This is a genomic window from Ferrovibrio sp. (assembly GCF_019636075.1).
Classification (GTDB): domain Bacteria; phylum Pseudomonadota; class Alphaproteobacteria; order Ferrovibrionales; family Ferrovibrionaceae; genus Ferrovibrio.
On the sequence record NZ_JAHBYG010000028.1, the window covers coordinates 1 to 12,359 of the forward strand.

Consider the following 12,359-nt stretch of genomic DNA (forward strand, 5'->3'; position numbering starts at 1 on the left):
GGTTGCGGCGAATTGCACCCCTGCAATTCGGCACTTGCCTGGGCCGGGTAGTCTCCTACATGGTCAGTCGAGAGAAAATCCCGGGAGTTTCGTCGTCATGACCATCGCTCGTCCCATCGGCTGGCGCACGCCCTTGCTGGTTATCCTGGCCGGCTGCACCATCGCGCTGCTGAATTTCGGTGTGCGCTCGGGCTTCGGCCTGTTTCTCGAACCGATCAGCACGGCCAATGGCTGGGGCCGCGAGGTGTTTGCGCTGGCTATCGCCATCCAGACCGTGCTGTGGGGCCTTGGCCAGCCTTTCGCCGGGGCTTTTGCCGATAAATACGGCTCCGGTCGCGTGCTGGCCATCGGGGCGGTTTTCTATGCTGCAGGCGTGGCGCTCACCGCCTATGCCAGTTCGCCGCTGTTGCTGCATGTCACCACCGGCATGCTGGTGGGCATCGGCCTGGCCGGCACCTCCTTCACCGTCGCCTTGGCAGCCATTGCCCGGATGGTGTCGCCCGAGCGCCGCTCCTGGGCTTTGGGCATCGGCACGGCGGCCGGCTCGCTCGGGCAGTTCCTGATGGTGCCGCTGGGTCAGGGCTTCATCGCCGCCTATGGCTGGATGATGGCCCTGGTGCTGCTCAGCCTGTTCGCCCTGGCCATCGTGCCGTTGGCCGGCGTGCTGGCCGGCAAGGCGCCGGAAACCGGTGGCCCGCAGCAATCCATGAGCGAGGCCCTGCGCGAGGCCGGGCTGCAGCGCAGCTACTGGCTGCTGATCGCCGGGTTTTTCGTGTGCGGCTTCCATGTCTCGTTCATCCAAACCCATCTGCCGGCCTATGTGGTGGATCGCGGGCTGGATCCTGCCACCGGCGCCTGGGCATTGGCTCTGGTGGGCCTGGCCAATGTGGTCGGCTCCTACACGGCCGGCGTGCTGGGCGGCACCCGCAGCAAGAAATATCTGCTCAGCTTCATCTACGGCGCCCGTGCCGTGGTGATCACGGTTTTCGTGCTGGTGCCGATGAGCACGACCAGCGTGCTGGTTTTCGCCTTCTGCATGGGGTTGCTCTGGCTGTCCACGGTGCCGCTCACCTCTGGCCTGGTGGCGCAGATTTTCGGTCCGCGCTACATGGCCACGCTGTTCGGCATCGTGTTTTTCAGCCATCAGGTGGGCGGTTTCCTGGGCGTCTGGCTCGGCGGCAGGCTGTTCGATGCCACCGGCTCCTATGATGTCGTATGGTGGATCAGCGCGGCGTTGGGCGTGTTCTCCGCCATCGTGCATTTTCCCATCGACGAGCGGCCGCTGGTGCGCAACGCGGCGCCCAGCCCGGCCTAGGCTATATGCCGGGCCGCCTGCATGGTCTGGCGTTGCTGTTCATGCTGGCTATCGGCCTGGCCTGGGCCGGGCTGATGGCAGCCAGCCTGTTGCGCGCCGAATTGCCCGACGAGGCCGGCGGGCGGCTGCTGGCGGTGTTTCCCTTCAAGGATGAATGGAACAAGGATCGCCGCGGCAACGGCATCCGCGCGGCAGCTTCGGCCGAGGCTGCCATCGTGGGCACGTTGTGGCTGCCCAACATGGTGATCCTGCAGCAGGATATGCCCGGCCTGGCCGGCCGTTTACGCTTGGCCGGCGCGGTGGCGGTTTATCGCGCCGAGGCCTTCGAGACCTTCAGTCTGGCCGGCTGCACCGGCTTGCCCCAGGGCCTGTTTTCGCTGCGCAAGCTGGGGGCCTGAGGCCTAAACCGGCAGGATCGAATGCATTGATCCGTACCCGTCATCGGAGTAGCCTTTCCTCATAAGAATTGGGGCCCGATAAGAGTTGGGGCCCCATAAGAATTGGGGAAGGAACCGGGGCCGTGGCCGAAGCCGCGCTCACTGTGATCGTTGCTGATGATCATCCGCTGGTCCGCGAGGCCCTGGCGCAAGCCCTGCGTTCGGCACTGAACGGCGCCGAGGTGGCCGGTTGTGCCAATCTGCCCGAGGCGCTGGCGGAGCTGGACAGGCGCGAGGCGGTGGATCTGCTGATCCTGGATCTCGACATGCCCGGCATGGATGGTTTTTCCGGCTTGGCCGCGGTGCGTGCCAGCTATCCCGCCGTGCCGGTGGCGATTGTGTCGTCCACCCGCGATCCCGCCGTGATGCGCCGGGCGGTGGAATTCGGCGCCGCGGCCTTCGTGCCGAAATCCGCGGCTTTGGAAACCATCGCTTCGGCGCTGCAGGCGGTGCTGGATGGCGAGGTGTGGTTGCCGGCGGAAGCCGAGGAAGTGGAAACCGCCACCGACGATTTCGCCCGCCGCGTGGCCGAACTGACGCCGCAGCAATTGCGCGTGCTGAACCTGTTGGGCGAAGGCAAACTGAACAAGCAGATCGCCCATGAACTCACGGTTGGCGAGGCCACCGTTAAGGCGCATGTCACTGCCATTCTCAAGAAGCTGAACGTGCGCAGCCGCACCCAGGCGGTGATCCTCTCGCGCCGCTTTTCGCTGCAGGGCGGCTAGTCCAGTCTGCTGCCATTCAGTTCCCAGCTATTCAATCCGCCGCCATCGTGCCGCTTGGCCGCCGCCGCTGGCTGATCAGCGCGCGCAGGGCCGCTGGCCGTACCGGCTTATGCAGCAAGTCCACGCCGGCGGCCTGGCAGCGGGCGCGTAGGCCCTGGCCGCGATCGGCGGTGATCAGCACGGCGGGGATCGACCAGCTTTTGTTTTGCAGCGGCATGGCCCATTCCTGGCGCAGCTTGGCTATCGCATCCAGCCCATCGGGGCCATCGGCGATGCTGTCGCCCAGATGCAGGTCTGCCAGCAGGATATCCGGCGGTCCGCCGGCTTGCATGATGGCCTGGCGCGCGGCCTCCAGATTGCCCACGGCAGCCACGCGGCAGCCCCAGCCTTGCAGCAATGTGCTCATCGCCTCGCGCACGCCGGCTTCGTTATCCAGGCAGAGCACGAAGCAGCCATCCAGATTGCCGCTGGCCAGGCTGGCCGGCGGCGCCAGTTGCGGTGCGGGCAGTTCCACCGGATCGGCCAGCGGAACGGTGATGGAAAATACCGAGCCATGGCCGAAGCGCGAGCGCAGCCCGATGGGGCAATTCAGCATGCGCGCCACGCGCTCCACGATGGCCAGGCCCAGGCCCAGGCCGCGTTCGCCCAGTTCGGCATCGCGGTTATCCAGCCGGGCGAATTCCTGGAAGATGATTTCGCGTTTGTCTTCCGGGATGCCGCGGCCGTTATCCCACACTTCGATCCGCACGGTTTCGCCCAGCCTGCGGCAGCCGATCAGCACGCGGCGGCGCCGGGCATCGGGCCTAGTATAGCGGATGGCGTTGGCCACGAAATTCTGCAACACGCGGCGCAGCAGGGCGGGGTCGCTGCGCAGCACGATGCCGTCGCCGCCGATGGTCTTGATCACGATGCCGCGCCGTGCCGCCAGCGGCGCGAAGGCGGCGGCCAGCGATTGCAGCAGCGGGCCCAGCGCAAACGGGCGCGGTTCGGGCTGCACCGCGCCGGCATCCAGCTTGGAAATATCCAGCAGCGCATCCAGCAAGGCTTCCACGGCATTCAGGCCGCTATCGATACGGGCCACCAGATCGTTATCCGGTTCGCGTTCGCTCAACGCGGCGCTGAACAGCCGGGCGGCATGCAGCGGCTGCAGCAGATCGTGGCTGGCGGCTGCGATGAAGCGCGTCTTGCCCAGATTGGCGGCTTCCGCCTCGGCACGGGATTTTTCCAGCGCGATCACCGCGCGGCTCAGTTCGGCGGTGCGCTCATCCACCCGGCGTTCCAGGTTTTCATAGGCGGCGCGCAGGGCGGCATCGGCGCGGCGGCGCTCGGTGATATCCTGATACATCAGAAAGAAACCCAGCACATTGCCGGCTTCATCCACATGGGGAATATATGTGCCTTGCGCCACTTCGATGGCGGCATCGTTGGTGGGGAATTCGATCTCGAAACTTTGCCGCCGGCCGGCCAGGGCGGCATCTATATTCGGCTTCAGCCGTTCGTAGCGCTCAGCGCTCAGCATCTCGCGCAAGGAGCGCCCGTCGATCTGCTGCTGCGGCAGGTTCAGTGCGCGGCGAAACGGCATGTTGGTGAAGCGATAGCGTTCCTCATGGTCTACATAGGCGATCAGCACCGGCACGTTGTCGGTGTAAACGCGGATGGCGCGTTCGGAATCGCGCAGGGCCTCGGCGGCACGCACGCGCTCGGTGATGTCGGTGCAGGTGGCCACGATGCCGCCATCGGGCATCGGGTCCACACGGATTTCCAGCACCGCGCCATCGGGCCGGCGGCGCTCATGGATGCGGCTGCCGGCTGTCCATTCGCCCAGGATGCCGGCCAGGTCAGGTGCGCCGCCGCCGGATAATTCATCCACCCTGGCGCCGATCGCGGCGCGTTCGCCGGGCAGGCCCAACAAATCCAGGAAGCGCTGGTTCCAGGCGGCCAGGCGGCGCTCGCTGTCGAACACGCCGATACCCTGGCCGATATGATCCAGCGTGGTGCGCAGCAGATCCAGGTTATGGCGGATGGCTTCCGAGGCCTCGCCCAGCACGGCGCGGGCGGCGCGCGGGCTGAGCAAGCCTTTGGCCTGGGCCGAGGCCATCACGATGCGTGCCGAGGCGGCGCCGATGGCGCCCGACAGCAGATGTTCGGTGAAGGCCACGGCCTCCGGCAGGCTCATCGACCGGCCGGCAAAGGCCCGCTGCGTGCGTTCCACGCCCAGGAAGCGCGCGGCCACGGCCTGCAACTGCTCCACGCGCGGATCGTTGGCCGGGGCGGCCTGGGCCGGCACCAGTGCGGCTTCCGCGCCATCCACGAAGATATCGGCCTGCTCGCGGTCGCGTTCGCGCGGCCGCACCAGCAGCGATACGCCGATCAGCAGCAGCAGGGTCACCGCCTGGCAGGCGATGAAGCCTTGCAGGGTTGGATCGAAGCCATTCAGCGGTTCGGGCAGGAAAGGCGCCAGCGGCGGCTCCATGCGCCGGCCCTGTGCGGCGCCTTCGATGGAGGGCAGCAGCAGGGTGTAGAGCCACATGCCGAAGCCCGCCAGCAGGCCGGCCACCACCCCATAGCGATGGGCGCGGCGCCAATACAGGCCCAGCAGCACGGGGGGTGCGAAATTGGCCACCGCGCAGAACGAGATCATGCCGATCGAGGCCAGCGGCAGATAACCCGCCACCCAGGAATGATACACATAGGCCAACAGCAGGATCACCACCACGGCGCCGCGCCGCACATTCAGCACCAACCGCCCCACGCTTTCCGAACCGCCGGCGCGCGAACGCAGCAGCAAGGGCGTGAATAATTCGTTCGATACCATGATGGAGAGCGCCATGCAGGCCACGATCACCATGGATGTGGCCGCCGACAGGCCGCCGATGAACACGAAAACCGACAATGCCTGCTGGTCGGCCAGCATCGGCAGGGTCAGCACGAAGAGATCGGGGTTGGCACCCTTTTCGGCGAGCAGCAGGCCGGCGGCGGCAATCGGCACCACGAAGATGTTGATTGCTACCAGATAGAGCGGAAACAGCCAGCGCGCCTCGCGCAAAGCGCCGGCCTCGCCATTCTCCACCACCGCCACATGGAATTGTCGCGGCAGGCACAGGAAAGCGAAACCGGCCAGCACCGTCATCGGCAGCCAATGCATGCCCCAGCCGCCGCCCAGCCGTTCGGTCAGTTCCGGCACCAGAGCGATCTGGTCGATCAGCACCACCGGGCTGTCGAACAGGCCGAATACCACGAAGGCGCCGGCGGCCAGGAAGGCGGCCAACTTCACCAGCGATTCAAAGGCAATCGCCAGCATCATGCCGCGATGCTGTTCGGTGGCCTGCACATGGCGCACGCCGAACAGGATGGTGAACAAGGCCATGATCGCGGCCACGAACATCGCGGTGTCGCGCCAGGGCGGCGGCAGGCTGGCATTCAGCAATTGCGCCACATCCTTGCCCACCAGCACTTCAAACGTGATGGTGACTGCCTGCATCTGCAGGGCGATATAGGGCAATACGCCGATTACGGCGGTCAGCGTGGCCAGCACCGCCACGGCGCGGCTTTTGCCATAGCGCGAGCCGAGGAAGTCGGCGATCGAGGTTACGTTCTGCCGGCGCGACACCGCGATCATCTTGCGCATCATCGGATAGCCCAGCGTAATCGCCAGGATCGGGCCCACATAGATCAGGATGAAATCCATGCCCACGGTGGCGGCGCGGCCCACCGATCCGTAGAAGGTCCAACTCGTGCAATAGATCGCCAAGGATAGCGCATAGATCGTGGCGCCGCTGCGGCCGCTATACCAGCGCGACGACAGCCGGTCGCCGGCATGGGCAATGGCAAACAGCAGGCCCAGATAGGCCAGCGACAGCAGCAATATGGCAGTGCCGTGCAACATGCGGCCGGCAACCTCCCCAGGGTGATATTTTTTGCCAGTAAACTCCGCTCAACGGCGGCTGTCCAGCTATGTTTGCCTTGAAAAATCCACACAAACCGGCTTGGCTGGGGCAATGCGCCGAATGTTCCAAAAGCTGTTGCGTCTCGTGCTCTATGCCTGTGCCGGGCTATGCCTGTTCTGGCTCGGCGGTCTGGTGGCCTATCGCTGGATCGATCCGCCGGCCACGCCGCTGATGGGATTGCGCGCATTGGAAGGCGAAAGCATCCGCTATCGCCCGGTTGCATTGTCTCGGATTGCTCAGCCTTTGCAACTGGCCGTGGTGGCCGCAGAGGATGCGCGTTTCTGCCTGCATTCGGGCATCGATCTGGGGGCTGTGCGCGAGGCCATCGAGGATTACCAGGAAAGCGGCCGCCTGCGCGGCGCCAGCACGATCACCATGCAACTGGCCCGCAATCTGTTTCTCTGGCCAGGCGGCGGCTTCCTGCGCAAGGGGCTGGAGTTACCGCTGGCGCTGGCCATCGATGCGCTCTGGCCGAAGCGCCGGATTCTTGAGCTTTACCTCAATATTGCCGAATGGGGGCCAGGGGTTTTTGGCGCCGAGGCGGCGGCGCGGCTGCATTTCGACCGCGCGGCGGCCGATCTTGCGCCCAATCAAGCTGCCCGGTTGGCCGTGGTGCTGCCCAGCCCATTGCGCTGGAGCCCCAGCCGGCCCAGCGAGTATATCCAGCGCCGGGCCGCCACCATCCAGGGCCGCAGCAGCCAATTGGCTTTTGAACAGACGGGTTGTTTTAATTAGTGGAATGCTTGCGCCCGCCGCTTCGGGGGGTAAATTGCGCAGCAAGCATCAAAAAATACAGCGTCGGGATTTTTTCATGAATCAAAATCTGGTCAGCCTGATCCGCAGCCGTGTGGGCGATCCGTCGCGGGTTTTCCTGGAAACCGAAACCGGCAAGGTCTTCACCTATGCCGATGCCTTCGCGTTGGCCAACCGCTTTGCCAACACGCTGGTGCGGCTGGGCCTCAAGCCCGGCGACCGCGTGGCCGTGCAGGTGGATAAATCGGCCGAGGCGCTGATCCTGTATCTCGGCGTGGTGGCGGCCGGCGGCATCTATCTGCCGCTGAATGTGGGTTACACGCTGGCCGAGTTGGAATATTTCATCGGCGATGCCGAGCCGCATATCGTGGTGGGCCGGCCGGAAAGCCATGCCGGCCTGGCGCCGCTGGCGCAGAAGCTGGGCGTGGCCCATACGCTCACGCTCGGCACCAAGGGCGAGGGCAGCCTGATTGATGCACTGGCCGGTGCGTCCGATCAATTCACGCCGGTGCAGCGCGAGGCCAACGATCTGGCCGCGATCCTCTACACATCGGGCACCACCGGTCGCAGCAAGGGTGCGATGCTCAGCCATCGCAACCTGTTCTCCAATGCCGAGACGCTGGCCAGCTATTGGCGCTTCACCTCGGCGGATACGCTGCTGCATGCGTTGCCGATCTTCCACACCCATGGCCTGTTCGTGGCCACCAACGTGGTGTTGCTGGCCGGCGCGGGCATGCTATTCATCCCCAAGCTGGATCCGGATCTGATCGTGAAGTTGCTGCCGCGCGCCACCAGCATGATGGGCGTGCCCACCTTCTATGTGCGGCTGTTGCAGCATCCCGGCCTCACCGCCGATCTGGTGAAGCATATCCGTCTGTTCGTTTCCGGCTCGGCGCCCTTGCTGGCCGAAACGCACCGCGAATGGGAAGCCCGCACCGGCCATCGCATTCTCGAACGCTACGGCATGACCGAAACCAATATGAACACCTCCAATCCCTACGAGGGCGAACGCGTGGCCGGCACGGTGGGTTTCCCGCTGCCCGATGTGGCCTTGCGCATCGCCGATCCGGAAACCGGTAAGGTTCTGGCTCAGGGCGAGATCGGCATGATCGAGGTGAAGGGCCCGAATGTGTTCCAAGGTTACTGGCGCATGCCGGAAAAGACGGCGGCCGAATTCCGCGCCGATGGCTTTTTCATCACCGGCGATCTCGGCAAGATCGACGAGAAGGGCTATGTGCATATCGTCGGGCGCGGCAAGGATCTGATCATTTCCGGCGGCTACAACGTGTATCCGAAGGAAGTGGAAACCGAGATCGACGGCATGCCGGGCGTGATCGAAAGCGCCGTGGTTGGCATCGCGCATAAGGATTTCGGCGAGGGCGTCACCGCCGTGGTGGTGAAGGCCAAGGACAGCGCGCTGGACGAGGCCGCCGTGCTGAAGGCGCTGGAAGATCGTTTGGCCAAGTTCAAGCAGCCCAAGCGGGTGCTGTTTGTGGATGATCTGCCGCGCAACACCATGGGCAAGGTGCAGAAGAACCTGCTGCGCGACGCCTATAAGGATTTGTATAAGTAACTGCCATCATGAATCCGATCTTCGCCGATATCCCCACCACGATCTTTGAAACCATGTCGCGGCTCGCGCGCGAGACCGGCGCGGTCAATCTCGGGCAGGGCTTCCCCGATGATCCCGGTCCGCTGGATGTGCGCCAGAAGGCCGCCGAGGCCGTGGTGGATGGCTGGAATCAGTATCCCCCCATGATGGGCATCCCGGAATTGCGCCAGGCGGCGGCCGCGCATTACCAGCGCTTCCATGGCCTCGATCTGGATTGGGAGCAGGAGGTGATGATCACCTCTGGCGCCACCGAGGCTTTGGCGGATTCGCTGCTGGCGTTGATCGAGCCGGGCGACGAAGTGGTGCTGTTCCAGCCGATGTACGATGCCTATCTGCCGCTGGTGAAGCGGGCCGGCGGCGTGCCGAAATTCGTGACCCTGAAGCCGCCGCATTGGCGGTTGCGCGAAGAGGATCTGCGTGCGGCTTTCTCGAAACGCACGCGCGCCGTTTTGTTCAACAACCCGCTCAATCCCTCCGCCAGCGTGTTCCCGCGCGAGGATTTGGAATTGCTCGGCCGTTTTCTGGTCGAGTTCGATGCCGTCGCGATCTGCGATGAAGTATGGGAGCATGTGATCTTCGATGGTCTGCGCCATCAGCCGCTGATCGGCCTGCCCGGCCTGCGCGAGCGCTGCATCAAGATCGGTTCGGCGGGCAAGATATTCTCGCTCACCGGCTGGAAGGTCGGCCTGGTTGTGGCCGCGCCCAGCATCATGCGCGTGCTGGCCAAGGCGCATCAATTCGTCACCTTCACCACGCCGCCCAATCTGCAGGCCGCCGTGGCCTATGGCCTGGGCAAGGATGATGGCTATTACACCGGCATGCGGGCGGAGATGCAGGCCGCGCGCGACCGCTTCACGGCGGGCCTGAAGGCATCCGGTTTCACCGTGCTGCCCAGCCAGGCGACGTATTTCGTGAATGTGGATCTCGGCGAAGGGGCAGACGACGTGGCTTTCTGCGATAGGCTGGTGCGGGAGGCCGGCGTGGCCGCCATCCCGGTCAGCGCGTTCTATGCGCAGAACCATGTGCGCAGCGTGGTGCGCTTCTGCTTCGCCAAGCGCGATGCAACGCTGGATGAGGCGACCAAGCGCCTCAGGGCTTTCGCCGGCCGCTAGATCAGCCTGCCTGCAGGGTGAGCGCTGCGTCGATGAAGCTGTGGGTCGGCGTCGGCACGCCCAGTTGCGCGCCCAAGGCCGCCACCGCGCCAGACAACCAGGGCAGTTCCAGCCGTGCGCCGCGCTCCAGGTCATGCAGCATCGAGGCCTTCATATGGCCGGGCAGCTTGGCGGTGAAGTCGATGGCGCGCTCGGCATGGTTGGGCGCCAGGCCGGCCCCCTTGGCATCGGCCACCGCACAGGCTTCGCGCACGGCGGCAGCGTAAAGCGCGCGGGTTTTCGGCTCGGCCATGATCGGGCCGATGGAGCAGCGGGTCAGTGCCGTCACGCCGCTGAAAGATGCCAGGAAAACGAATTTCTCCCACAGCGCCCGGCTGATGCTGTCGGGTTCGTTGAAATCGAAGCCGGCTTGCTGGGCGGCGGCGGCGAAATCCGCCAGCAGAGGCAAACGCTCGCCGGTCAGCGCGCCAAGCTGCAGGCGTGCCATGGTGCCTGCATGCTTGATCAGGCCGGGTTGGCCGATGCTGGCGCCGATCTGCGCCACGCCGCCCAATGCATGTTCGGGTCCGAAGGCGGCCAGCACCTTGTCGGTGGCCTCGATGCCGTTTTGCAGCGACGCAATCCGGGTATCGGCGCCGACCAGCGGTTTGGCGGCGGCCAATGCGCTGTCGGTATCCCACAGTTTCACGGCGATCAGCACCAGGTCGCAGGGCTTTTCGCCCGCGGCATCGCTCACCGCATGCACGCGCAGGCCCTTGATCGGCTTCACCTGGCTGTCGATGCTCAGGCCATCCTGCTGGATTGCCGCCAGATGCGTCCCACGCGCCACGAACACCACGTCATGCCCCGCTTGCGCCAGCAATCCGCCGAAATAGCCGCCCACGCCGCCCACACCGATGATTCCGATCCGCATTGTCAGGCTCCTTTTTTCGCGTCTTCCCACGCGTAATTGAAACTGATGGAAATCCGCTCGGCGGTTTCCGCCATGCTGCCGCTGGCCGGCACTTCATGGCGCAGCCAGCTTTCAAACAACACCAATTGCCCCGCCTTGGCGCGATGGCTGTAAAATGGCTGCACGCCGGCTGGCGCATCCTTGCGGCGTGGCGGCGCAGCCATCAGCAGGCCAAGGCGCGGATCCTCGAACTTGATCGGCGCAGAGCCGCGCGGCGTCTGCACATAGTATGTGCCGCTGATGAAGGACAGCGGATGCAGATGCGAGCCATGCATCACCTGCAGCGGCATCACATTGGCCCAGCAATCGGTCATCACCAGACGGCGGCCGCGCATGTCGTAATCCAGCGCCTTGGCATAATGCAACGCATGCGGGCGCAATGTGCGCTCCAGCATGGCAAATAACGGCGAGATCAGATGCAGTTTGCAATGCGTGGCATAAGACGTGTAGCCGCCCGGATAATTGCGCGCGCTCCAATCCTGCCCGGCTTCGTCGGCATGCATCAGCCCGGCGATTTCATCGGCCAATTGCTGGTTGAAACGATCCGGCTTGCCGCTTTTCAGCGGTGCGGCATAGATGCTGGTGGCGAAGAGCTTGCGTAAGGGCATGGATGTTTTTCGGCGAGGCGGGCGGTCCTGTCAACCGGCGACGGATCGGCTATACTCGGGCAATGCTATTGCCATGAGGAGGTTTGCGCCATGTTCAGCCGCCGGATTTTCTGCATCGGTCTGGGTCTCTTTTCCGTAAACCAGTTTATGGCCCCGGCCATGGCCCAGGGTTTCGATTTGAAAAAGCTGCAGAACAGCCTGCCCGGTACGGCTGGAAAATCCTCGAGCCTGAGCAACAGCGATATTTCTTCGGGCCTGCGCGAGGCGCTGAAGGTGGCATCCGAACGCACGGTCAGCCAGGTTGGCAAGGCCGGCGGATATCTCAATGATTCCGCCATCCGCATTCCGTTGCCCGGCATGCTGGAAAAGGGCAAGGGCATGTTGCAGGGCATCGGTGCTGGCGGCTTGGTCAGCGATCTGGAAACCCGCATGAACCGCGCCGCCGAGGCGGCCGCGCCCAAGGCTCGCGATATCTTCGTGAAGGCCATCACCGATATGAGCCTGCAGGATGCGCAAGGCATTCTGAACGGGCCGCAGGATGCCGCCACGCAATATTTCAAGCGTACCACCACCCAGCCGTTGAACACCGCCATGCGCCCCGTCGTACAAAGCAGCATGAATGATGCCGGTGTGATGCAGGCCTACAAGGCGGTGAGCGACAAGCTTGGCGGCGCTTCCTCGGGCCTGTCGGCTTTGGGCGGCCTGGGCGGCGGCAATGCCAGCCAGGCTTTCGATATCACCGATTATGTTTTGGAAAAGGCCATGGACGGCCTGTTCTACTATATCGGCAAGGAAGAGGCGGCGATCCGCAGCAATCCGGCCGCCCGCAGCACCGACTTGCTGAAAAAGGTTTTCGGCAGTTAGACTGCGGCAAACCAGAAAGCCGGGAGCAGACGCC

The 12,359-nt window shown here is 64.5% G+C and carries 10 protein-coding genes; 7 read left to right on the top strand and 3 right to left on the bottom strand.

Features of this window, described 5'->3' with window-relative positions; translation table 11 throughout:
* The first annotated feature begins 97 nt into the window (after window positions 1-97).
* The 3 genes from KF827_RS12415 (at window position 98) to KF827_RS12425 (ending at window position 2,477) form a co-directional block, all read left to right on the top strand.
* On the top strand, window positions 98-1,315 hold the full coding sequence (locus KF827_RS12415) for an MFS transporter (protein ID WP_291005744.1): 1,218 nt from the start codon (window positions 98-100) through the stop codon (window positions 1,313-1,315).
* A gap of 5 nt (window positions 1,316-1,320) precedes the next feature.
* Window positions 1,321-1,713: a hypothetical protein gene (locus KF827_RS12420; protein ID WP_291005749.1), complete on the top strand. Its 393-nt coding sequence runs from the start codon at window positions 1,321-1,323 to the stop codon at window positions 1,711-1,713.
* 122 nt (window positions 1,714-1,835) lie between these two features.
* Complete coding sequence (locus tag KF827_RS12425; RefSeq protein ID WP_291005753.1) at window positions 1,836-2,477, top strand: response regulator transcription factor; 642 nt, start codon at window positions 1,836-1,838, stop codon at window positions 2,475-2,477.
* A gap of 31 nt (window positions 2,478-2,508) precedes the next feature.
* Here the strand turns inward: KF827_RS12425 and KF827_RS12430 are convergent, their stop codons facing one another.
* Window positions 2,509-6,363: a PAS-domain containing protein gene (locus KF827_RS12430; RefSeq protein WP_291005756.1), complete on the bottom strand. Its 3,855-nt coding sequence runs from the start codon at window positions 6,361-6,363 to the stop codon at window positions 2,509-2,511.
* A 121-nt stretch (window positions 6,364-6,484) separates the two neighbouring features.
* Here KF827_RS12430 and mtgA point away from each other — a divergent pair, with 121 nt between their 5' ends.
* From mtgA to KF827_RS12445, 3 genes are all read left to right on the top strand, one after another.
* The gene (mtgA, locus tag KF827_RS12435) at window positions 6,485-7,159 is read left to right on the top strand and encodes a monofunctional biosynthetic peptidoglycan transglycosylase (RefSeq protein WP_291005759.1); all 675 of its coding nucleotides are present in this window, start codon (window positions 6,485-6,487) and stop codon (window positions 7,157-7,159) included.
* Window positions 7,160-7,235: 76 nt separating this feature from the next.
* Entirely contained in the window at window positions 7,236-8,750 is a 1,515-nt protein-coding gene (locus tag KF827_RS12440) for a malonyl-CoA synthase (RefSeq protein ID WP_291005762.1), read from the top strand.
* Between the two features lie 8 nt (window positions 8,751-8,758).
* Window positions 8,759-9,901 carry an aminotransferase gene (locus KF827_RS12445; RefSeq protein ID WP_291005765.1) on the top strand — a complete coding sequence of 381 codons (1,143 nt, stop codon included), beginning with the start codon at window positions 8,759-8,761 and terminating at the stop codon, window positions 9,899-9,901.
* Window position 9,902: 1 nt separating this feature from the next.
* Here KF827_RS12445 and KF827_RS12450 read toward each other — a convergent pair whose 3' ends face one another.
* Together KF827_RS12450 and KF827_RS12455 are read right to left on the bottom strand one after the other, a co-directional pair.
* Window positions 9,903-10,814 (bottom strand): 2-dehydropantoate 2-reductase, encoded by a 912-nt coding sequence (locus tag KF827_RS12450; RefSeq protein WP_291005768.1) that lies wholly within the window; start codon window positions 10,812-10,814, stop codon window positions 9,903-9,905.
* A gap of 2 nt (window positions 10,815-10,816) precedes the next feature.
* The gene (locus KF827_RS12455; protein WP_291005772.1) at window positions 10,817-11,461 is read right to left on the bottom strand and encodes a TIGR02466 family protein; all 645 of its coding nucleotides are present in this window, start codon (window positions 11,459-11,461) and stop codon (window positions 10,817-10,819) included.
* Between the two features lie 90 nt (window positions 11,462-11,551).
* Here KF827_RS12455 and KF827_RS12460 point away from each other — a divergent pair, with 90 nt between their 5' ends.
* Entirely contained in the window at window positions 11,552-12,325 is a 774-nt protein-coding gene (locus KF827_RS12460; protein WP_291005777.1) for a DUF4197 domain-containing protein, read from the top strand.
* Window positions 12,326-12,359: the final 34 nt, after the last annotated feature.